The 22,835-nt window shown below is 48.4% G+C and carries 20 protein-coding genes and 1 tRNA gene; 17 read left to right on the top strand and 4 right to left on the bottom strand.

The window, feature by feature from the left end; genetic code table 11:
• Positions 1–19 precede the first annotated feature (19 nt).
• The 9 genes from DHU66_RS01180 (at position 20) to DHU66_RS01140 (ending at position 12,793) form a co-directional block, all read left to right on the top strand.
• Positions 20–1,411: an ROK family protein gene (locus DHU66_RS01180; protein WP_108774074.1), complete on the top strand. Its 1,392-nt coding sequence runs from the start codon at positions 20–22 to the stop codon at positions 1,409–1,411.
• A 75-nt stretch (positions 1,412–1,486) separates the two neighbouring features.
• Entirely contained in the window at positions 1,487–1,735 is a 249-nt protein-coding gene (locus tag DHU66_RS01175; RefSeq protein ID WP_108774477.1) for a YneF family protein, read from the top strand.
• Positions 1,736–2,006: 271 nt separating this feature from the next.
• The gene (gene nifJ, locus DHU66_RS01170) at positions 2,007–5,555 is read left to right on the top strand and encodes a pyruvate:ferredoxin (flavodoxin) oxidoreductase (RefSeq protein WP_108774073.1); all 3,549 of its coding nucleotides are present in this window, start codon (positions 2,007–2,009) and stop codon (positions 5,553–5,555) included.
• A gap of 89 nt (positions 5,556–5,644) precedes the next feature.
• Complete coding sequence (locus DHU66_RS01165; RefSeq protein WP_108774476.1) at positions 5,645–6,667, top strand: LTA glycolipid anchor biosynthesis glycosyltransferase, IagA/BgsA family; 1,023 nt, start codon at positions 5,645–5,647, stop codon at positions 6,665–6,667.
• A 20-nt stretch (positions 6,668–6,687) separates the two neighbouring features.
• Positions 6,688–7,803, top strand: coding sequence for a lysylphosphatidylglycerol synthase transmembrane domain-containing protein (locus tag DHU66_RS01160; RefSeq protein ID WP_108774072.1), 1,116 nt, complete (start codon positions 6,688–6,690; stop codon positions 7,801–7,803).
• A complete protein-coding gene (locus DHU66_RS01155; protein ID WP_108774071.1) occupies positions 7,800–9,797 on the top strand; it encodes a glycosyltransferase in 1,998 nt (665 codons plus the stop codon). The genes DHU66_RS01160 and DHU66_RS01155 overlap by 4 nt, the downstream gene beginning before the upstream one ends.
• Positions 9,790–10,734: a 3'-5' exoribonuclease YhaM family protein gene (locus DHU66_RS01150; RefSeq protein WP_108774070.1), complete on the top strand. Its 945-nt coding sequence runs from the start codon at positions 9,790–9,792 to the stop codon at positions 10,732–10,734. The genes DHU66_RS01155 and DHU66_RS01150 overlap by 8 nt, the downstream gene beginning before the upstream one ends.
• A 5-nt stretch (positions 10,735–10,739) precedes the next feature.
• Positions 10,740–12,056, top strand: a complete 1,317-nt coding sequence (locus DHU66_RS01145) for a Mur ligase family protein (RefSeq protein WP_108774069.1) — start codon at positions 10,740–10,742, stop codon at positions 12,054–12,056.
• Positions 12,047–12,793, top strand: a complete 747-nt coding sequence (locus DHU66_RS01140) for a type 1 glutamine amidotransferase (protein WP_108774068.1) — start codon at positions 12,047–12,049, stop codon at positions 12,791–12,793. The genes DHU66_RS01145 and DHU66_RS01140 overlap by 10 nt, the downstream gene beginning before the upstream one ends.
• A gap of 24 nt (positions 12,794–12,817) precedes the next feature.
• On the opposite strand, the gene DHU66_RS01135 is transcribed toward DHU66_RS01140, so the two are convergent.
• The 4 genes from DHU66_RS01135 to DHU66_RS01120 all read right to left on the bottom strand — a co-directional run bounded on the left by DHU66_RS01135 (position 12,818) and on the right by DHU66_RS01120 (position 15,849).
• Positions 12,818–13,321 carry an NUDIX hydrolase gene (locus DHU66_RS01135; protein ID WP_108774067.1) on the bottom strand — a complete coding sequence of 168 codons (504 nt, stop codon included), beginning with the start codon at positions 13,319–13,321 and terminating at the stop codon, positions 12,818–12,820.
• Positions 13,321–13,716, bottom strand: coding sequence for an HIT family protein (locus DHU66_RS01130; RefSeq protein ID WP_108774066.1), 396 nt, complete (start codon positions 13,714–13,716; stop codon positions 13,321–13,323). The genes DHU66_RS01135 and DHU66_RS01130 overlap by 1 nt, the downstream gene beginning before the upstream one ends.
• A gap of 124 nt (positions 13,717–13,840) precedes the next feature.
• On the bottom strand, positions 13,841–14,794 hold the full coding sequence (locus tag DHU66_RS01125; RefSeq protein WP_108774065.1) for a peptidylprolyl isomerase: 954 nt from the start codon (positions 14,792–14,794) through the stop codon (positions 13,841–13,843).
• On the bottom strand, positions 14,794–15,849 hold the full coding sequence (locus DHU66_RS01120; protein ID WP_108774064.1) for a peptidylprolyl isomerase: 1,056 nt from the start codon (positions 15,847–15,849) through the stop codon (positions 14,794–14,796). The genes DHU66_RS01125 and DHU66_RS01120 overlap by 1 nt, the downstream gene beginning before the upstream one ends.
• Positions 15,850–16,066: 217 nt before the next feature.
• Between DHU66_RS01120 and sufC the strand changes: the two genes are divergently transcribed.
• The 8 genes from sufC to DHU66_RS01080 all read left to right on the top strand — a co-directional run bounded on the left by sufC (position 16,067) and on the right by DHU66_RS01080 (position 22,749).
• Positions 16,067–16,909 carry a Fe-S cluster assembly ATPase SufC gene (gene sufC, locus DHU66_RS01115; protein WP_108774063.1) on the top strand — a complete coding sequence of 281 codons (843 nt, stop codon included), beginning with the start codon at positions 16,067–16,069 and terminating at the stop codon, positions 16,907–16,909.
• A complete protein-coding gene (locus tag DHU66_RS01110) occupies positions 16,906–17,712 on the top strand; it encodes a SufD family Fe-S cluster assembly protein (protein ID WP_108774062.1) in 807 nt (268 codons plus the stop codon). The genes sufC and DHU66_RS01110 overlap by 4 nt, the downstream gene beginning before the upstream one ends.
• Positions 17,700–18,920, top strand: a complete 1,221-nt coding sequence (locus DHU66_RS01105) for an aminotransferase class V-fold PLP-dependent enzyme (RefSeq protein ID WP_108774061.1) — start codon at positions 17,700–17,702, stop codon at positions 18,918–18,920. The genes DHU66_RS01110 and DHU66_RS01105 overlap by 13 nt, the downstream gene beginning before the upstream one ends.
• Before the next feature lie 12 nt (positions 18,921–18,932).
• Positions 18,933–19,388, top strand: coding sequence for a Fe-S cluster assembly sulfur transfer protein SufU (gene sufU / locus DHU66_RS01100; protein WP_108774060.1), 456 nt, complete (start codon positions 18,933–18,935; stop codon positions 19,386–19,388).
• On the top strand, positions 19,385–20,803 hold the full coding sequence (sufB, locus tag DHU66_RS01095) for a Fe-S cluster assembly protein SufB (protein WP_108774059.1): 1,419 nt from the start codon (positions 19,385–19,387) through the stop codon (positions 20,801–20,803). The genes sufU and sufB overlap by 4 nt, the downstream gene beginning before the upstream one ends.
• Positions 20,796–21,344: a 5-formyltetrahydrofolate cyclo-ligase gene (locus DHU66_RS01090; RefSeq protein ID WP_108774058.1), complete on the top strand. Its 549-nt coding sequence runs from the start codon at positions 20,796–20,798 to the stop codon at positions 21,342–21,344. The genes sufB and DHU66_RS01090 overlap by 8 nt, the downstream gene beginning before the upstream one ends.
• A 10-nt stretch (positions 21,345–21,354) precedes the next feature.
• A tRNA-Val gene (locus tag DHU66_RS01085) sits at positions 21,355–21,426 on the top strand.
• A 102-nt stretch (positions 21,427–21,528) separates the two neighbouring features.
• Complete coding sequence (locus tag DHU66_RS01080) at positions 21,529–22,749, top strand: MFS transporter (RefSeq protein ID WP_108774057.1); 1,221 nt, start codon at positions 21,529–21,531, stop codon at positions 22,747–22,749.
• Positions 22,750–22,835 lie beyond the last annotated feature (86 nt).

Below are 22,835 nucleotides of genomic sequence, written 5' to 3'. Positions count from 1 at the left end.
CTTTTTATATACTTTAGGTATGGAAAAAACAATTGGGGAACAATTCCGCAGCTATCTGCTGAAACAGGAGGATCCGTCCTACACGATCCGTGAAGCCAGTGATGAAGAAGGCCGCCATATCTTCTTTGAAACACAGGAAGCCAGTGCCTCTGTGACCATGCATACAATCAATGGCACGGAGATCTGTGAACTGCGCATTGTCAGCACAAAGACAGGACGCACGCCGTTTTATCTTCACTTTGAACTCAACGATCTGTCCCATGCGATTGACCTGTTTCATGAGATGACGGCGTCTTTGAAAAAGCAGTCTGAAACAAGGGTTATCCATGTGCTGCTGTGCTGTACCAGCGGCATCACGACATCATACTTCACAGCCAGAATGAAAGATGCTGCCAGGATGATGGAACTGCCATATGCATTTGAAGCAGTATCCTATGACCATCTGTTTCAAAAGGGGACAGGCGCAGATGTGATTCTGCTGGCACCGCAGATTTCATGGCGTCTGCAGCAGGTGCAGGAAGCCTTTGGCGACAAGCCGGTGGCAGCAATTCCGGTATCTGTTTTTGCAGCATATGATGTCAATGGCATGTTCCGGCTGATTGAGGCATCACTGCCTTCCATTCATTCCGATACGGGTGCGCTGCAGGGAAATGACGAGTGGCATGGATTGAATCATGCACTGTGTGTCTGCGTCCTGATTGAATCTCATGCCGTAAGAATTGCCTGGCGGCTGTATGAGCAAGGCAGGCTGGCTGATTTCGGACAGACCCGCAAAGATCTGTACCGTCTGCGTGATCTTGAGGATATGCTGGATTTTGTCACGGCAAGACATCCGGATATTGCCCGTGTCATGGTTGTGACACCCGGCATCATTGATCATGGCCGTCTGACATTCCGGCAGCCCGGTATCTACAACGAAGAAGTCAGCTGCCGGTTTTCATCACGCTATCAGTGCGAAGTGCTGTTTCTCAACGATGCCAATGCCATGGCTCTTGGCTATCATTACCGCCATCCGTCCCTGCATGATTTCTGTTTCTATTTCCAGCCGATGGCAGGAAGATCAGCCGGCGTCGGCATGATTGTCCATGATCATCTGATGGCTGGGACGCACAGCATCGCAGGTGAAATGCAGTTTGTCATCAAGACTGTACTTTGCGGCAGCCAGATGGAGAGCCTGGCAAAAACCGTGAGCGGCAATCTGGAAATTGCGTCTGAAATGCTGGTGAATGTTATTGCCTGCGTGGATCCGGAGGCAGTAGTGATCGCCGCCGGCATGATCAGTGATCTGTCTGCTTTGAAGCAGCAGCTGTCCACGTATATTCCGGCCCAGTATCTGCCCAGATTGATCAAGGCAGACGGGAGTCTGAACTATATGTTTGACGGCGGGCTGCTGTATCTGTCCGCACGCTGAGACAGCTTGCAAAGAAGACGTACAGCAGGTAAAATGAGCAGGTATATTGATTGCAAAAGTAAGGTGGTGTCAAATATGTCAGTATTCTGGTCAAGTTTGTTGTGGTTTCTTGCCGGCGGTATCGTCGGTGCAGCGATTTCTTTTTACTTCACAAAGAGATCGTTTGAGAAACAGCTGCGTGACAATCCTCCGATCAATGAAAAGATGATCCGGGCAATGTACATGCAGATGGGAAGAAAGCCAACCGAAGCGCAGATCAATCAGGTTATGCGGGCAATGAATGCAGCGGCTGGTCCTTCCGGAAAATCCAAGTCCAAGAAATAAGCGGCAGAAATGCCGCTTTTTTGAAGGCTTTGCCGATACTGGCGAAATAATACCAGAATTGGCAGAAAAGCATGAGAAATGCCTGTCTTCTGCAGTTATTCAATGGTGATATAGCAAATGAAAATTGAATGCATTTACATGTAAGCAGACAAGCGCTTTCATTTTCTCCCTGAACTCGTATTTTTTGCAAAAATATTACCAAATATAGATTTTTGGAAAGTGGAAATGCAAAAAAGCATGGAGTATAATGACTTAGAGTTTAGGAGGATATATGAGTACAGAAAACAAAAAGGTTTTCGAAGCTATGGATGGCAATACTGCTACCGCTTACAGCGCATATGCGTTTACAGAAGTAGCTGGTATCTATCCGATTACACCATCATCTCCGATGGCGGAACACATTGACGACTGGGCTACAGCCGGCAAGAAGAACATTTTCGGAGACAAGGTAAAGGTTGTTGAAATGCAGGCTGAGGGCGGCGCCGCTGGTGCTGTTCATGGTGCTCTGCAGGCTGGTGCTCTGGCTGCAACATTTACTGCTTCACAGGGTCTGCTGCTGATGATCCCGAACCTGTACAAGTGGAAGGGTGAAATGCTGCCGGCAGTCATTCATGTTGCTGCAAGATCTCTTGCTACACATACTCTGTCTATCTTCGGTGATCACCAGGATGTTTATGCCTGCCGTCAGACAGGTGTCGTCATGATGTGCTCTCATTCCGTTCAGGACTGCATGGATCTGGCTGGCGTTGCCCACCTGATCGCGATTGATGGTTCTGTTCCGGTGATGCACTTCTTCGATGGTTTCCGTACTTCTCATGAAATCGACAAGATCGAAGTCATGGACTATGACTTCCTGAAGAGTCTGTTGCCGAAGGACAAGCTGGAAGCATTCCGCGCTCATGCTCTGAATCCGCATGGAAATGCAGTGACAAGAGGCGGTTCTCAGAATGATGATATCTACTTCCAGGCTGCCGAAGCTCAGAATCTGCATTATGATGCTGTGGCTGATATCGCTGCCAAGTACTTCAAGGCTGTCAGCGAGCATACAGGCCGCAACTATGCACCGTTCACATATGTTGGTGCTCCGGATGCTGAGAGAGTCATCGTTGCCATGGGTTCTGTGACAGATACAATCACAGAGACAATCAATACTCTGGTCAAGAGAGGCGAGAAGGTCGGCCTGATCAAGGTTTATCTGTATCGTCCGTTCTCCCAGAAGTATCTGGAAGCTGTTCTGCCTAAGACAGTTAAGAAGATTGCTGTTCTTGACAGAGCCAAGGAAGTCGGCACACGTGAGCCGCTGTTCCTGGATGTTGAGTATGCTCTGCGCAATCACAAGGACATCAAGCTGATCGGCGGCCGTTATGGTCTGTCCTCCAAGGATACCAACCCGTCTGATATCAACGCTGTTTATGAGGAACTCAAGAAGGATGATCCGAAGGAAGAGTTCACAATCGGTATCGTCGATGATGTCACACATCTGTCCCTGGATCCGGTTGACATCCATGTTGATGCAGATTATACATCCTGCCTGTTCTATGGTCTTGGTTCTGATGGTACTGTCGGTGCTAACAAGTCTACCGTTAAGATCATTGGCAACAACACAGATCTGTATTCTCAGGCATACTTCGCATACGACTCCAAGAAGTCCGGCGGTGTTACAAGATCTCATCTGCGTTTTGGCAAGAGCCCGATTCATTCTCCGTACTACATTGATAAGGCAGACTTCATTTCCTGCTCTCTGGAATCCTATGCATTCAAGTTTGATATGGTCCGTGATCTGAAGGATGGCGGCACATTCCTGCTGAATACAACAATGGATGCCAGCGAGGTTGAAGACAGACTGCCTAACAGAATGCTGAAGGGTCTGGCTGATCATCATGCCAAGTTCTACATCATCAATGCTAACAAGCTGGCTATGGAGACTCATATGGGCCGTCATACCAACACAATCCTGCAGTCTGCATTCTTCAAGCTCAATGAGCAGATCATGCCGTTCAGCAAGTCTCTCGAGCTCATGAAGGATTCTGCCCGCAAGACATATGCAAAGAAGGGCCAGGATGTTGTTAACAACAACTGTGCAGCTATTGATAAGGGTGCTTCCGGACTGGTTGAAGTCGAGGTTAAGCCTGAGTGGAGCAATCTGCCTGTCAAGAAGCAGCTGTTTGAGCTGACTGGCGATGAGCATTTCGATACAAATGTTCAGGTCATCAACGCTCTGGGCGGCTATGATATGCCGGTATCTGAATTCACAAAGCCGGATGTCATCGATGGTTCCATCCCTGAAAATGTTGCCTTCCGTGAGAAGAGAAACATTGCAGCAATGGTTCCGGTATGGGATGCACAGAAGTGCATCGAGTGCGGCCAGTGTGCATTCTCCTGCCCGCATGCTACAATCCGTCCGTTCCTGCTGACAAAGGATGAGGCTGCCAAGGCTGCTGAAATCTCTGAGAAGTGCGGCTTCAAGTTTGATACAAAGGAGCCGAGTGCTGCTTACAAGAACGCTAAGGCTGACGGCCTGGTATACAGAATCGAAGTTTCTCCGATGAACTGCGTAGGCTGCGGCGTATGTATCAATGTCTGCCCGACCAAGGCTCTGTCTGCTGTTGACATTGTTGAGGCTGAGGGTGAAGAGCCTGTTTCTGACTACCTGTACAAGGAGACAGAATACAAGCCTCAGTATGGCAACCCGAACACTGTAACAGGTGTATCTCTGATGATGCCTTACTTCGAGGTTTCCGGTTCCTGCCCTGGCTGCGGCGAGGCTCCGTACTACAGACTCGCTTCCCAGCTGTTTGGCAAGGATATGCTGGTTGCCAATGCAACAGGCTGCTCTATGATTTACTGCTCCGCTACTCCTTCTACACCGTTCGTTGTTGATAACGATGGCAATGGTGTTGCATGGGCTAACTCCCTGTTTGAGGATAACGCTGAGTATGGCTTCGGTATGGCTGTTGCACAGTCCTACAGATCTGCCAAGATCCTGAAGATCATGGAAGACAACCTGGATAAGGTTGAACCTGCTCTGAAGGCTGACTTTGACGCTTACATGGCTGCTGGTGATGACCGTGACAAGCAGAGAGCTGTTGTGGATTCTCTGGTGAAGAATGTTGAAGCTTCTGCTAACCAGGATGTCAAGGCTCTGCTTGAGATGAAGAGAGATCTTGTTTCCAAGTCTGTCTGGATCGTCGGCGGCGATGGCTGGGCATACGATATCGGTTACGGTGGACTTGATCATGTCATGGCCAACGATCTGAATGTCAATGTCCTTGTTCTGGATACTGAGGTTTACTCCAACACTGGTGGACAGTCCTCCAAGTCTTCTCAGGCTGCATCTATTGCGAAGTTCGCAGCAGGCGGCAAGAAGATGGCTAAGAAGGATCTGGGCCAGATCATCATGGAATATGGTCATGTCTATGTTGCATCCGTTGCTATGGGTGCTAATCAGGCACAGTGCATCAAGGCCTTCAAGGAAGCTGAATCCTATAATGGACCTTCTCTGATCATTGCTTACTGCCCGTGCATTGAGCAGGGTATCAAGGGCGGCCTTGGCCATATGCCTCAGGTTGAAAAGGATGCTGTAGATTGCGGCTATGTCGCTCTGTACCGCTATGATCCTAGACTTGAGAAGCCGCTGCAGCTTGACTCCAAGGAGCCGAACTGGGATAAGTTCCATGACTTCCTGATGAGTGAGGCTCGTTACTTCAACCTGCCGAAGCTGAGGGGCCAGGAAGCTGCTGAAGCTGCTTTTGCCAAGACAAAGCATGACGCTCAGGTTCGTTATGAGAAGCTGGTCAAGAAGGTTAACGATCAGAACTGATCATCAATCTTAAGCGTTTGTAAAAGACGATGGGTTTCCATCGTCTTTTTTTGCGTTATGGGCAGATGTATAATATGCATGGTGATTGCATGAAGATTTTACTGTATTTCGAGAATCAGAATATGATCAAGATCTCAGGCATGGGACGGGCTTTCGAGCACCAGAAGCTTGCTCTGACATCACAGCATATTGCTTATACAACGGATCCATGGGATACGGATTACGATATTCTGCATATCAATACCTATATGGCTAACAGTGATGCCATCATCCGCAGTGCAAGGGAAAACGGCAAATGTGTCATCTACCATGCCCATTCGACAGAAGAAGATTTCAAAAACAGTTTTCTCTTCAGCAATCAGATTGCACCATATTACAAGACATGGCTTGTCAACCGGTACAGCCAGGCAGATGCCATCATCACACCGACACCATACTCACGTTCTCTGCTGATAAAGTATGGGATCACACTGCCGATTTATGCTGTGTCTAATGGTATCGTGCTGGAGCGCTATGCCTATGACTATGAGAAGGTGAAGGCATTCCGGAAATATTTTTCACTGGCTGATGATGCCAAAACGGTGATTGGTGTAGGACTGCTGTTTCAGCGCAAGGGGCTGCTTGATTTTATTGAAGTCGCAAAAATGCTGCCACAGTATCAGTTCATCTGGTTTGGTGATATCAATAAACTGATTATTCCACGTGAGATTACGGAGGCGATGGAAAATGCACCGGAGAATGTAATATTCCCGGGATATGTCAAAGGTGCAATCATAGAAGGGGCCTATGCGAGCGCCAATTGTTTCTTCTTCCCATCTTATGAGGAGACAGAGGGGATTGTTGTATTGGAGGCACTGGCGGCCAGATGTCCGATGCTTGTGCGTGATATCGGTGCCTATGATCCGTGGCTGCAGAATGGTAAAAATTGCTGGATGGGACATAACAATGCCGAGTTTGCAGATCTGATTGCCAAAATCGTGGAACATCAGGTTCCTGATCTGACAGATGCAGGCTATGAAACGGCAAAGGAACGCAGTATTGACCGCATTGGTGTTCAGCTGAAGCAGGTCTATACCAAGGTTCTGCAGGCGGCTGGCAAACCAGTACACTGAAAGGTTAGCAGATAAGACATATGAAAACTAACTTGAAAAAGGTTCTCAAAAGTCCTGTTTTCAATTTTGCATTAATCATCGGCCTGACTGTCCTTGTCCTGTGGTTTTCTCTGAAAGACAACGGCCGTGAAATTCTCAGCATGATCCGCGGTGCCAATAAATGGCTGCTGATTTTCATGCTTGTTCTGATGGTCCTGGAACGCTGGATTGATGGCTGGGGCCTGTCTCTTGAAGCAAGAATTTTCAAGAAGGACTACAAGGTCAGGCAGGGCTTCGTGGATGCCTATACAGCATCTTTGTTCAATAACATTACGCCAAGTGCATCCGGCGGTCAGTTTGCCCAGATCTATATCTTCCGCAAGCAGGGGCTCGATGTCTCCAGTGCCATCAGTGTGCTCTGGATGGATTTCATCAATTACCAGACAACCATGAGCGTGTTTGTCCTGGCTCTGATACTGCTGCGGTTTCCATACTTCTATGGACACTATTCCCAGTTCTTCCTTATTGTCATCTTTGGCTTTATTGTGAACAGTGCATTGATCTTTGCTCTGTGGGCATCCGTCAAATTTCCACGGTTTTACCGCTGGCTGACAACCACAGGGTTTAACATCGGCATACGCATGCATCTGATCAAAAATCGCGATAAAGCAAAGCAGAAACTGGATGAACAGCTGGAACGGTTTGAAAAGCAGATTGACATGATCAGCTGTGACAAGAAGATGATCTTTCTTGTTGCACTGAGCAATCTGATCCGTCTGCTCATGTATTACAGCATTGCTTTTATTGCGGCCAGAGCACTGCATTTCCAGCTCAGCTGGAAGCTGTATATTGATACGATTGCACTGAGTTCCTTTGTTGCCATGGTCAACGCCTTCATGCCTATGCCGGGCTCTGCCGGCGGTACTGAGGCAACCTTTGTCCTGATGTTTTCCACGATTTTCGGCACTACCAAGGCAAAGGCAATCATGATTCTCTGGCGTGTAATTACCTATTACTTTCAGACACTGGTTGGGGCTGGTATTTACCTGTGGGCAAGGATGCAGCCGGTCGTGATTCATGATAATATGCAGGAAATACCGGCGGAAACTGAAACCAATGGTAAAATAGAGCAGAAATCCAAGGAGGAAGAGCGATGAGAATCGGTCTGTTTACAGATACCTATCCGCCCGAGATCAACGGTGTTGCCAACAGTACTTACATCCTGCGCACACAGCTTGAAAAGATGGGCCATGAAGTTTATGTCATCACAACCAATTCCTCTGGCAAAGTAGCATCTCACTGGGAAGATGACGGCCATACACTGCGGCTGAAAGGAGCAGAACTCAAGTTCCTCTACGGCTATGTGGCAACGTCACCTTTTCATTTTCTTGCCCTGCAGGAAATACGCAAACTGAATCTGGATATCATCCATGACCAGACCGAATTCGGGGTAGGCATCTTTGCCCATATCTGTGCCATGCAGTTAGGCATTCCGCTTGTGTCCACATACCATACAACCTATGAAGACTACACGCATTATGTCAATTTCATCCATTCCAGAACGGTAGATTCCTATGCAAAAAAAGGTGTTGCCAAAGTATCACGTCTGTATGGCGATGCTTCCATCTCCGTTATTGCGCCATCCCAGAAGACAAAGGACATGCTGATTGGGTATCATATCCGCCGTGATATTGATGTGATTCCTACCGGTCTGGATCTGGATGAATTTCATCCATCTCTCCATGATGCTCGCAAAACAGCTGAAATCCGCACAAAATATGGCTTTTCTGCTGATGATACCGTAATTGTATCAGTTGGCCGCATCGCCCAGGAGAAATCTCTGGATGTCGTCATGCAGGGATTTGCCAATACAGTCAAAGCAGGATTGTCTGTCAAAATGCTGATTGCAGGGGATGGCCCTGACTTTGGCCGCATGAAACAGATGGTTGCAGATCTTGATCTGGAGAAGGATATCGTCCTGGCTGGTGCTGTACCCAGAAAAGACATTCCGTCACTGTACCGCGCCTGTGATCTGTTTGCGTCTGCTTCACTGAGTGAGACACAGGGCATGACATTTATTGAAGCCCTTGCATCTGGTCTGCCATTGCTGGTGCGCTATGATGAAGTGCTGCAGGATCTTGTCAGCGAAGGGGAAGACGGCTGGTTTTTCAAAGATCCGGATGACTTTGTGACCAAGCTGAAAGTGTTCCTTTCTTTGTCAAAAGAACAGAAAGCGAAGATGACCGCTTCTTCCCTGAAACATGTGGAGCCTTACAGTGCCCGGATTTTTGGCGAAAAAGTGTATGCTGTCTATGAAAAAGCCATTGAAATGTATCATGATGTCAGCACAATCGATGATGTACAGGTAAAAGATTCCTTTGTGCAGCTGTATCTGATCAATGGCCGCAAGGAAGAGCTGCGTCTGCAGGTGACAATGGATGACTATGCCAACCTTGGTCTGCGCAAAGGCGGTACAATTGCCAATACGACCGTAAAACACCTGCAGGAAAAAGAAGCTGGTGTCAGGGCATACCAGGGCTGTGTGCGCCGGATTGCGATCAAAGACCGCACCCGCAAGGAAGTGTATGACTGGCTGAGTCAGGAAACGCCATGTGATATTACGACGATTAATAAGATCGTTGAGAAGCTGGAGAGCAGGGGCTATATCGATGATGAGCGCTACTGCCGTGATGCGGTTCACAGCATGCGTGCTTCGTTAATGGGTACAGACCGGATTGTGCGCAGTTTGATGAATAAGGGACTGCCTGCCGCCCTGGTCCACCAAGTGATCGAGGAAGAACCGGATACATCCATGGAAGACTGCATGCTGGCAGCACAGAAAATGGCTGGCTCGATGAAGCATGACTCGATCCGGAAGATGAAATATACGCTGTCTGGCAAGCTGGTCCAGCGCGGCTTTACCCGTGAGCAGGCAGAAAGAGCGATTGCATCGCTGGATCTGGGCCGTCAGGAAGAACGGGAAATGGACAATCTCAAGCACTGTGCAGCCAAAGCAAAGCGCCGCTATCAGAGTAAATACAGCGGCACAATGCTGCGCAACCGGGTATTCCGGTACTGTGCTGCCCAGGGCTATGACGGTGATGATATTTATGCCGTCATGGATGGAATGGAGTGGAATCAGGATGACTAAAATCAAGGATTTTAAACCGCAGGAGCGCTATGCAATTCCCCTGCTGATCAAAGATGTTAAAAATGGAACAACGAATAAAGGCGCAGCGTATCTTACCATTACAGTGGCAGATAATACCGGCATGATCGATGGTAAATTCTGGGATGTCAAGCCAGAGGATACAGCTGTTATCCATGTCGGCCATGTAGAAGAAATCTCCTTTGAAGTGCTGGATTACAAGAACAGCCTGCAGCTGCGTATCAATCATGTGCAGGATCTGGACCAGTCAGCAGTGGATCTGGAGTCATTTGTGGCCGCGAGTACCAGATCGCTTGCAGACAGGCAGGCAGAGGTCAAAAAGTTTGTCTACAGTATTCATAATGAAAACCTGCGCAAACTTGTGGTCGGTGTTCTGCGGATGACAGCAGACAAATACTTTACATACCCGGCTGCCTCTAAAATTCATCACAACTTTCTGGGCGGTCTGTCTGAGCATTCTTTGTCCATTGCCGAAATGTGCGAGGAAGTATGCAAACACTATCCCCAGCTGAATCGGGATCTTCTGATTGCCGGGGCATTGATTCATGATGTTGGCAAGACTATCGAAATGAGCGGACCGATCACAACAGAATATACACTGCAGGGACGTCTGGAAGGCCACATTTCCATTGCCAATGGGATTCTCAGTGAAGTAGCAGACTCTCTTGGCATGGAAGGCAGTGAGGAAGCTGCGCTGCTACACCATATGATCCTGAGCCACCACGGTCACTATGAATACGGTTCACCGGTACTGCCGATGGTGCAGGAAGCGGAAGTATTGTCTTTGATGGACAATCTCGATGCCCGTATGAACACACTGAAGCAGGCACTGGATTCTACCGCTGCAGGAAACTGGACGGGCAAACTGTTTGCCCTGGATAACAGGCAGTTCTATAAACCAACACTGAAAAAGGAGTGATGCATATGGATATGCGGCTTGCACTTGTGAAAGGTGTCTCCTCTCTGCTGAAAAAGGCAGGCAGGGGAGGTTCTTTTCCCGGCACCCTGGCACTCAGGATGGATCCGGATTTCATTGCCCGTTTCCAGATGCCGGAAATTGTCATTCTGGTAACCGGCACCAATGGTAAAACAACAACCCAGAATCTGATTGCCCAGTCATTGCGCGCAGCCGGCCTGAAGGTCATCAACAATGCCCGCGGTGACAATCTGAATGTGGGCATTGCCTCTTTGCTGGCAGCCAACAGTGATATGCATTACCGCATCAAAGCAGATGCTGCGGTCATTGAAGTCGATGAGCTGACCCTGTACCGGCAGTTTTCCCATCTGCATCCCACTGCACTTGTCGTGACGAATTTCTTCCGGGATCAGTTGGACAGAGCAGGAGAAATGGAAACGATCATCCGGAAAATCATGGCTGTCACAAAGGACTTTACCGGGGATCTCATCCTCAATGGCAATGATCCCAATGTTCTGCGAATCGGCCTGCATGCAGAAAAAGCCAGAAAACATTACTTTGCCGTAGACCGCTGCTCCATTTCACAACAACAGACCAATGAGGCAAGTGAAGGCAAATTCTGCCCGGTCTGTGGAAATCGTCTGCACTATGAATACTATCAGTATTCCCATATTGGAAAATTCTGGTGTGAACATGATGGATTTGGCAAAGTGCCATATGATATTGAAGTTACGGATATTGATTTCCAGCATGGTACCTTTACTGCAGACGGCAATTCCTACAAGTCGTTTGTCAATACGATTTACGGTGTGTATAACTGTGCTGCTGTATTAACGGCGCTGAAGGTGTATCATATTGATCCTGCCTGTGCCAACAAGGTTTTTGGCAGCTTTGTGATGAAAGAAGGCCGCAATGAGCTGTTCAAGCTGTCTAAGCCATGCATCATCAATCTGGCCAAGAATCCGACTGGTACCAATGAAGTACTGAAGTATATTCTCAGCCGTCCCGGTGACAAGAACATTCTGATTCTGCTCAATGACAATGACCAGGATGGACATGATGTGAGCTGGATCTGGGATGCTCATTTTGAACGGCTGAATGTGCCGGAGGTAAAGAGGATTGTCTGCAGCGGTACACGTGCCTATGATATGGCTCTGCGGCTGAAGTATGAAGGTCTTGAGGACCGCATACATGTGGAAGAAAATGCCGAGAAAGCTGTGAAATGGCTGGATGATGCCAATCTGGACAGCTATGTGATCTCTACGTATACCGCTCTGCACAGTACCAGGGCACTGCTTGCAAAGGAGGCACAGAAATGGAACTGAGAATTTTGTGGATGTACCATGATCTGATGGACCTCTATGGCGATAAAGGCAATGCTGAAGTGTTGCGTGTAAGAACGGAGAAAAGAGGTATTCAGTGTACGATTGATACGTGCACAATCGGTGAGAAAAGAAATATTCCGGATTATGATATCTTCTTCATGGGCGGCGGTGCTGACCATGAGCAGGAATTGATCTATCACGATCTTGTCCAGCGCAGGGATCAGATTGCCGCTGCCATGGATGCGCATACGGCATTTCTGCTGATCTGCGGCGGATATCAGCTGTTTGGAAAGTATTACCGCGATCAGGATGGCGGTATGATCCAGGGTCTTGGCTTCTTTGACTACTACACGGAGGCGAGTGACCGTGACCACCGCTGCATCGGCAACATTGCCATCCAGGCAGCGATGGATGGTGAAACCTTTGATGCCGTTGGTTTTGAAAACCATGGCGGCCAGACCATGCAGGTATCCACACCGTTTGGAAAAGTATTAAAAGGCCATGGCAATACATATGACGGCGGCTGGGAAGGCTTTGTCAATGATGATGTCCTGGCTACATATATGCATGGGCCGCTGCTGCCAAAGAATCCTAAGATTGCGGATCATATCATTGCCAGAGGCTTAAGAAAACGGTATGGCAGCGTGAAGCTGGCTCCGCTGGATGATACACTGGAAAACAAGGCAAGAGATGTGATGCTGGAACGGCTTGGCGTCAAAGAGAAGGAAGACAAATGAAAAGAGGACGATGGTCCTCTTTTTCTATTGCAGGAATGATGGCTGCGGCAGCGTAACTTGCAGGTTCTTCTTCAGCAGGTAATATTCCAGAATCTCCTGGTGGGTAATTGCAAACTGATAATCAGGCAGATCCTGAGGATCAACCCATCGCAGCTCAATAGAGCCTTTTCCTACTGTTGTTTCTGGGATTTCATCCAGATCTGCAAAGAAGGCAAACGAGACAATACGGTAAATATTGCCATCCAGGAAGGAAACGATACGGCTCGGATCATCAAATACCTTCAGCTCATTGAGCTGATCATGGTACAGATGAATGCCGGTCTCTTTGATTGCCTGGCGGATGGCACAGTCACGGAAGGTTTCAGTGTCATGCAGATCACCGGAGACAATACCCCAGCGGAAATTGTCTGCCCGCTGTTCCAGAAGAATCTTGCCTTTGGCACAGATCACCAGAGCAGAACCAAAGCGGGTAGGGCAGTTGGGATCCGGAGCAAAAGGATCATGCAGGTAATAGAGTGCCGTAGGCATTACCCCTTGACCTCTTTGAGTACTTCATCCAGATCCTGCGGTGCACTCTTGCCGAACGTGAAATGGCACGCATCATCCTTGCCATAGCGCGGAATGATATGCACGTGCATATGATCAACCGACTGACCGGCAGCCTCACCAGTGTTATTCAGAATGTTCACACCAACAGCACCTGTATTTTTCACAATCTGGCGGGCTAATTTTGCCGTTACAGCCATGACCTTGGCAACGGTCTTGTCATCTGCCTCCAGAATATTTCTGACATGCTTTTTCGGCATGACAATTGTATGCCCTCTGGTAACCTGAGAAATATCCAGAATCGCAATCACATCCTCATCTTCGTATACAACTTTTGATGGAATCTTATGGGCAATGATATCGCAGAATACACACATAATTCATTTCCTCCTGGCTTTTATTATAACATTCTGCCTGCGTGTTGATATGCATTCATGGCATATGAATGCCATCCGCGCAACAAAAAAACAGGAAGTGAAAACACTTCCTGTCTGGTCATGCTCAATTGCTGGAAGATGCGGAAGCAGAAGCACTTGCGCTGGCAGAGAAGGAAGCCTCCGCAGAAGCAGTAGATTCTGCCATATCCTGAACCAGATTATCAGGGTAGGATGCCTTGATCGCATTGTACAGCGTAATGTCATAGACATGGAACTTATACTTGCGGAAGTAGTATGTGGTCGCATCAGAGCTGACATTACTGATGGAAGACAGCGCAGAGACGATGTCATCATGCATGCTGTCTGTATCATTGCTGTCTACCTTGACCAGGTAATAGGTACTTCCATCAGAGCCTGTGACTTCATTCCAGCCATCATCCGGCGTCAGGGAAGACAGAATCGCTCTGACCATGGAATCAAGAGAAGAAGACTGGGTTGTATAGATCTCTGATGTACCATCAGAAGAACTGTTGTGGTTGGAAGCCGCAGTAGCCGCATCGGATGTACCGGCCTTGAGCTCATCCAGAGCCGCATTGGCATCATCAAGACTTGTAAAAGACAGCACCGTTGCCTTGCAAGGCTTGTACATACTGATCAGATCATCCCACTTGGCTTCAATGTACTTGTCCGTCAGCTGGGAAGCGAGCAGAGAAGGAATCAGATAGTCATTCAGGTAATCATCCTCGCTCATGTTGGACTGTTCCAGATAAGAAGTGAAGGTGTCACCATACATGGACTTATATGTATTCAGTGTAGACTCGGCCTGGGCTTTGATGTCATCTGTAATTTCAACTTCCTGGGATGCAATGGTATTGGTCGCATTGTTGATGGCAGTGGAAGCACCGGCCATGTTTACCATCGTCTCATACACATTGCCTTTGGTAACTTTCTTTTTGCCAACCGTAAACAGGACGGTAGAGCTGTCCTTCAGCTTTGCACTTGCATCTTTGCAGCCGGCAAGTGTCAGGGCCATTGCCACAGCGGCACTGGCAAGGATTGCTTTTCTCATTTTCAGCATCAGTTTGTACCTCCTGCACTGGCAGATGCCGATGCACTTGCAGATGCAGAAGCTTCCGGAGAAGCAGTTGCACTTGCATCAGAAGAATCATCTTCTACACCATAGGCAGCCTTGATCTCTTTCTCCAGATCATCGTTGCCATTGAAATCAATGCCAAGCTCCTGTGCCTTTGCCCAGATGGCAGTATTCTGCAGGGTTGTATCGTATGTTGAAACAAGAGATTCATACGGAGAGTCAACCTTGCCATTTGACTCGAGTGTATCTGCTGTCGAAGCATCACAGTAAATCTTGAAGTAGCCAAAGCTGCTGGACTTGACCCAGTCAGATGTCTCGCCCTCGTTCAGTGCAAGGGCAGCTGACAGGAATGCAGAATCAAGCGATGTTGTGTTCTTGTCGATGACACCAAGCAGGCCGCCGTTGCTGGCAGTGGAAGTATCTTCGGAATACTGGGTTGCCGCATCAGAGAAGCTTGTGCCGCTGGACAGAGCCTGATCGACTGCATCCATGCGGGACTGCTCATCATCGGTTGGCGTATCCGTGACATTGCTGGAATCCGTGAACTTGATCAGGATATAGGATACTTCCCGGATCTGCAGATCATCGAAATGATTGGCAGCATATTCACCGGATACTTTGTTCAGCTTGATCTGGGTAATCAGATAGTCAGTCAGATCAGTGTAGCCGGTGGAAGCCAGATCGCTGGCCAGCTGGGTTTCTGAACTGGAACCATAGCTGGAACTGTAATTGGACTTGATGGATTCAGCCTGCGACTCTGCCTTTTTCTTGATCTCCTTGGTTGTCTTATAGGAACTGTCTGCCACAGCCTTCTGGAACAGTGACAGGGCAGCGTTATTGCCGCTTGACTTGTACAGATCATCATAGAACTGAGAAGCCGTCTCATCGGTATCATTTACCGAATACACAACGTCTTCACCATCGGAAGTCTTTCCTTTCAGTTTTCCCTTGTTCGTATCGTAAATGTAATACACACTGATGCATGCAAAAATCACAATGATCAGTGCTACGAACCAGTTCTTTTTCAAGAATTTGCCCATAGAGCCTCCTTTAATTCATTATGAAAAAAACGCTAGATCATTATAAAATAGCGTATATCTTTTTGCAATTTTGCCTGTCTGAATTTTCTTTCACATTACACGTTCCAGAATGTATGAAAAAGCAGGACAAAATGCCTGAAAAAGGGCATAAAGCGTCTGCCAACATTTCCTAGTAAATTGATGTTATAATCATGCACGGTTGAAAACAGGAGGAATTATGAGAACTCTCGAGATAAAAGATCTTCATGTTTCCGTTGAAGATAAGGAGATTCTGAAAGGAATCGATCTGACGGTAAATGAAAAAGAAGTACATGCACTGATGGGCCCGAACGGCAATGGCAAGTCCACACTTCTTGCCGCGATCATGGGCCATCCGAAATATAAAGTGACACAGGGATCCATTACATATGATGGTAAGGATGTACTGGCAATGCCGGTGGATGAAAGATCCAAGGCAGGCCTGTTCCTGGCCATGCAGTATCCACAGGAAATCCCTGGTGTTACCAACAGCGACTTTTTGAGAGCGGCCATGAATGTACGCCGTGACAAGCCGGTCCCTCTGTTCACATTTATCAAAGAAATGGAGAAGACCATCAATGATCTGCAAATGAAGCCGGATCTTGCCCATCGCTTCCTGAATGAAGGCTTCTCCGGCGGTGAAAAGAAGCGCAATGAGATTGTCCAGATGGAAATGCTCAAGCCAAGCTTTGCCATGCTGGATGAGCTGGATTCCGGTCTGGATGTTGATGCATTGCGGATTGTTTCCGATGCCATCAACCGGATGCACAAGGAAACAGGCATGTCGCTGCTGGTTGTTTCCCACTATGAAAGATTCTATGAGCAGATTCAGCCGCATTTCACACATGTCCTGGTGGATGGCCGCATTGTCATGAATGGTGAAGGCGACCTGGCTGGAAAGATTGACCAGGAAGGCTATGACTGGATCTATGCTGAGACAGGTGCCCAGCCTGCAGCTGAGGTTGAAGAAAAGAAAGTACAGCCTGTATCACTCGGTACATGTGCGGTTCGTCAGGCCGCCGAAGGAGCTGCGCGCAAATGACGCCGATCCATGTCAATATGGATATCGCCCTGCAGCCTGGCTACAGTGCTTATGAGATTGATTCAGACCGTGATCTGGAGATTACATTCCGCGGCAGTGAGCAGAGTGATGTCTTTGTGTCTGTGAAAAAATGCGGTGCTCTGCGCATCCGCACTTATGCTGCAGCCGGTGCAAAAATCTCCTATCTCTTCTGGAACAATACAGATCAGAAGCTGAGCGTCGATGAATCACACGAAGTCATGGGTAATGGAGATCTGACGGTTGCCTATGGCGAGTGCAATCAGGCTGAAACAGACCGCAATGTGTATGTTGCCCTGCGGCAGAATCATGCCAGGGCATTGCTCTCCAGTGCAACCCTGGTCAACTGCCGCAAGAATTACAATATGCAGGTTGTCAACTATGCACCGGATACCTATGGCGATATCAAGAACTATGCGGTTGTTCTGGAAAAAGGAAATCTGATGATTGATGCCATTGGCAAGATCGTCAAGGGTGCCCATGGCGCCCAGTCCCATCAGACAAGCCGTGCCCTGGCATTTGCGCAGGGACAGCGTGCTGAGATTCTGCCGGAGCTGCTCATTGATGAAGATGATGTGCAGGCAAGCCATGCTCTGAGTATGGGAACCGTGGATGAAGACCAGATGTACTACATGATGAGCCGCGGTCTGAGCCGCTCACAGTGCACCTCTCTGATTTCTTCCGGCTACCTGATGCCGATTGCCAGAACGCTGGATAATCCGCAGCTGCAGGAGATGCTTGCCAAGGAAATGGAAAGGAAGATGAACGCATTATGTTCGATGTAGAGAAAATCAGAAGAGACTTTCCGATGATCGTGAACAATCCCGATCTGATTTATTTCGACAATGCGGCAACTTCCCTGAAACCGCAGTGTGTGATTGATGCCGTAACGGATTACTATACGAAGCATACATCCAATGTACACCGCGGCGACTATGCCATTGCGGCTGAAAACGACCGACTGTATGATGGTGTCCGCAAGATCATTGCAAAATTGATTAACTGTGATCCGGATGAAGTTGTGTACACACACAATGTCACCCAGTCTATGAACCAGATTGCCTGGGGCCTTGCCCATGACTTTTTGAAAAAGGGTGATGTGGTGCTGATCTCGGAAGCAGAACATGCCTCCAACGTGCTGCCATGGTTCCGCCTGCAGCAGGAAGCCGGCATCCGCTTTGAATATATTCCGACTGATAAGGAAGGCCGTATTCACCTGGAAGATTATGAGAAGTGCTTCCATGAAGGAGTCAAGGCTGTCTCTCTGGCTGAAGTGACCAATGTGCTTGGCTCTGTGCAGCCGATCAAGGAAATGAGTGCCATTGCACATAAACATGGTGCTTATATGATCGTGGATGGTGCCCAGAGCGTGCCGCATATGAAGGTGGATGTCAGGGATGCAGATATTGACTTCCTTGGCTTTTCTGCCCATAAGATGTGCGGCCCCGGCGGGGTTGGCATCCTCTATGGCAAGAAGGAACTGCTGGACAGAATGAGTCCGATGTTAATGGGCGGTGATATGAATGCACGTTTTGCCAATGATGGTTCCTGCATCCTCAAGGAAACACCGGTCAAGTTTGAAGCCGGCACACCGAATATTGAGGGTGTCATCGGCACTGGTGCAGCTGCCAATTATCTGATGGATATCGGCCTGGATCATATCCATGCCTATGAAAAAGAGCTGCGTGCCTACTTCTGTGAGAAGATGCAGAAGCTGGATAACATTATTCTCTATAATCCTGACAATGAATACGGCCCGATTGATTTCAATGCTAAGGGCGTCTTTGCCCAGGATGCGGCCGGCTATCTGGCAAGTAAGAATATTGCGGTGCGCAGTGGCAATCACTGTGCAAAGCTGCTGCACAATATCATCGGAACGGATCAGACGATTCGTGCTTCGCTGTATTTCTACAATACAAAGGATGAAGTAGACCGCTTTGTGGAAGAGGCTAAGAACATCAACCTTGAAAATGCGGTTGGTATCTTCTTTTAAGAGGTGAATGTCATGAGTGATGAAAGCAGTTTGTTAAATGATCCGGAAGTTCTGCGCGAGCTGATCATGGATCACTATCAGTATCCACATAATCATGAGCTGACCAAGGATGCTGGCTATCAGTCCAGACATATGGCCAGTGACAGCTGCATTGATGATATTACCGTCCAGAGCAAGATCAAGGATGGTGTGATTCAGGATATCCGTTTTGACGGCATTGCCTGCACGATCTCAACGGCAAGCACAAGCATGATGACGGATCTGCTCAAGGGCAAGAGTGTCAAGGAAGCTGAGAAGATCATTGCCAATTACTTTGCGATGATCGAAAACAAACAGTATGATCCGGATGTTCTGGAAGAGGCGGTTGCCATGAAGAATGTTTACAAGCAGGCTAACCGCATCAAGTGTGCGACAATTGGCTGGAAAGCCATGCAGGAAATGATTGAAGAAAGTGAGGCGAAGAAATGAGCGAAGCCAATCGCAATAACGAGGCCATTTATTCGCAGGATGATTATAAATACGGATTCCATGACGATGATGTCAAGGCCGTCTTTGATACTGGCAAAGGCCTGAATGAAGACATTGTCAGAAAGATCTCTGCCTATAAGCATGAACCGGAATGGATGACAGAATTCAGAGTGAAGGCCTTCCATACTTTTGAAAAACTGCCTATGCCCAAATGGGGACCGGATCTGTCTGAGATTGACTTTCAGGATTTTACATACTTCAAGACGGTCTCCAATGAAGCTGAAAAAAGCTGGGATGAAGTACCGGAAGAAGTCAAGAATACGTTTGAAAAGCTTGGCATTCCTCAGGCAGAGCGTCAATATCTGGCTGGTGTGACAACCCAGTATGAGTCTGAGGCTGTCTATCATAACATGCTGGATGAAGTGCAGCAGAAGGGTGTCATCTTCCTTGACATCGATTCCGGCCTGCGTGAATATCCGGAACTGTTCAAAAAGTACTTTGCGACCATTGTTCCACCGACGGATAACAAGCTGGCTGCCTTGAACAGTGCTGTCTGGTCTGGCGGTTCCTTCATCTATGTACCAAAGGGTGTCAAGCTGGAGAAGCCGCTGCAGTCCTACTTCCGGATCAATTCGGAATCCATGGGACAGTTTGAGCGTTCCATCATCATCGTGGATGATGGCGCAGAGTGCTCTTATGTAGAAGGATGCACAGCACCGCAGTATTCCAAAGATTCCATGCACGCTGCCGTTGTCGAAGTATTCGTCGGCAAGGGGGCAAAGTGCCGCTATTCCTCTGTGCAGAACTGGTCCGGCAACATCCTGAACCTTGTTACCAAGCGTGCCAAGGTAGATGCCCATGGCACCATGGAGTGGATTGACGGCAACATCGGATCACGCATTTCCATGAAATATCCTGCCTGCATTCTGGCAGGTGAGTATGCCCATGGCCTGTGCATTTCCATTGCCGTTGGCTCTCACAACCAGTTCCAGGATACCGGTGCCAAGATGATTCATCTGGCGCCTCATACATCCAGTTCCATTGTCTCCAAGTCGGTCTCCCGCAATGGCGGTGTGACCAACTTCCGTGACTGGATCCGCTTCAGTAAGAAAGCAGACTTTTCCAAGACCAAGATTGAGTGCGATACACTGATCCTGGATGAGAAGAGCCGGAGTGATACGATTCCGCTGAATATCAATGAGAATGCGACCAGCACCATTGAACATGAAGCAACCGTATCCAAGATTTCTCAGGATGAGCTGTTCTACCTGGAAAGCCGCGGTCTGAGCGAAGCGCAGGCTACGGAAATGATCGTCATGGGCTTCCTGGAGCCATTTACACGTGAGCTGCCGATGGAATATGCAGTCGAGCTGAATCAGCTTCTGAAGATCGACATGACAGACTCCATTGGATAAACAGACTGCCAGGAAAACGGGCCTGCAGGCCCGGAAAGCACTGTCATCCCGGGAAAGAAAAGCGATGAGTATGGCAATTGTTCAGAAGCTGCTGCCATATCTTGATGACATTCACTCCATTGGCGTCTATCTGCCAATGAAAGAAGAAGTGGATATCAATCCGCTGATCCAGACATGCTTTGCCAAAGGCATTCATGTCTTTGCCCCGGTCGTGCGCAAAGGCACCCTGATCTTCCATCAGATCACATCGAATACGGTTTACGCGACATCCAGGTTCGGTGTTCAGGAACCAGTTGATACATCGATTCAGGATGTGGAGAACATCGATCTGTTTGTTGTGCCGCTGTCTTCTTTTGATGCAGCGTGCCACCGGACAGGATACGGAAAAGGGTACTATGACAGTATTCTCAATCGTGTCAGACACAAGATTGGTGCGGCCTATTCTGTGCAGCAGGTGGATGAGATTGCCGTAGAACCGCATGATGTCACGCTGGATGGGATTGTGACAGAAAAGGGTTCCATATTTGTGAAACCATGGTAAAATAGTCAGCGGAGAATTAGCTCAGCGGGAGAGCATTCGCTTCACGTGCGAGGGGTCATGGGTTCGAACCCCATATTCTCCACTGATGATGAGGATTCATGAATCGGAAAGATTGATGAATCCTTTTTGTGCTTGCAGGGACTCTTTGGGAATCATAATATATATGTCTGTTTGAGGTGAGGCTATGACACAAGTACAGAGAAAAGGACCGACATTCCGCTACGGTGTGATCCAGGCAGGTTTCTGGATTGACTATCTGATTATCAACAGTTTCGCTGCTGTCTTTCTTTCCGGCCGCGGTTTTTCTACCGCAGCCATCGGCGGCATCACATCAGCCGGCGCACTGGCAAGCTGCGTGCTGCAGCAGGTATCCGGCGATATTGCAGACCGCTCCAAACGGCCTTTGAAGCATATGATTGCAGGCTTCTTTCTTGCCTGCACCGCATGCTTTGCACTGCTGAAAGTTTTCCCTGAAGTCTATGCATCCACACTTGTTTTCTATACAGTGGCGTTTACACTGCAGTCAAGCATTGCACCATTGCTCAACTCATTATGCCTGCAGTTTACCAACCGCGGTTATGACATGAACTTTGGTTTAGCCAGGTCCATGGGATCCTTTGGCTATGCGACCGGCGCCTTGATCATGGGACAGGTGACCGAGCATTATGGTGCCGAGATTATCTTGCCGATTTACATGGCAATCTACCTGATTCTGCTGCTGGTACTGGCAAGCATTCCGGTACCTGCTGCCGCAGTAACCAAACCAATTGCCGGCAATGAAATCCTGAAAGATGAAAAGCCAAGCACCATGAAGGAATTCTTCCACAAGTACCACCGCTTTGAACTGCTGATGGCAGGCTTTGTGCTGGAATGGTTTTTGAACTCTCTGCTTGGCACCTACATGATTTACTTCGTGAGATACTTTGGCGGCGGGCAGGCAGACATGGGACTTGCCTTTGCGGTCATGGCATATTCTGAAATACCGGCTGTGATGTTTGGCACCAACCTGATGGGCCGCATCGGTGCCGATACGATGCTGCGGATCTCCGGCTTCGGCGGCATCCTCAAAGCCATTCTGTTCCTGGTTTCACCAAACATCCATTTCTTTGTCTGGTGCAACATCGCCCATCTGCTGTATTCCGGTTTCTATCAGGTCGCCGCTGTCTATTATGTGTACCGCATCGTTGGTGTCGGCGATATCGCCAAAGGGCAGGCAATCATGGGTATTGCGACCGGCGGTGTCTGCATGATGCTGGCAAACCTGATCGGCGGCTTCCTGCTGGAAAGGGTGTCGATCCCGTTTATCCTGACCATCGGCCTTGTGGCAAATATTGCAGCATTTGTTCTGATTTATCTTGCGACTGATCCAAAGCGGTTCCCGAACGAAAAGATTCGTTCTCTTTGATGAGATGCCTCCTGCCTTCATGCAGGAAAAAGAAAGGCGGCTGACCCAGCCTAAACGTCTTTTACCGCTATAGACGGGGTATGCGC

It is taken from the genome of Lactimicrobium massiliense (assembly GCF_900343155.1).
Taxonomy (GTDB): Bacteria; Bacillota_I; Bacilli_A; order Erysipelotrichales; family Erysipelotrichaceae; genus Bulleidia; species Bulleidia massiliensis.
This window is presented reverse-complemented; position numbering and strand designations above follow the sequence as displayed.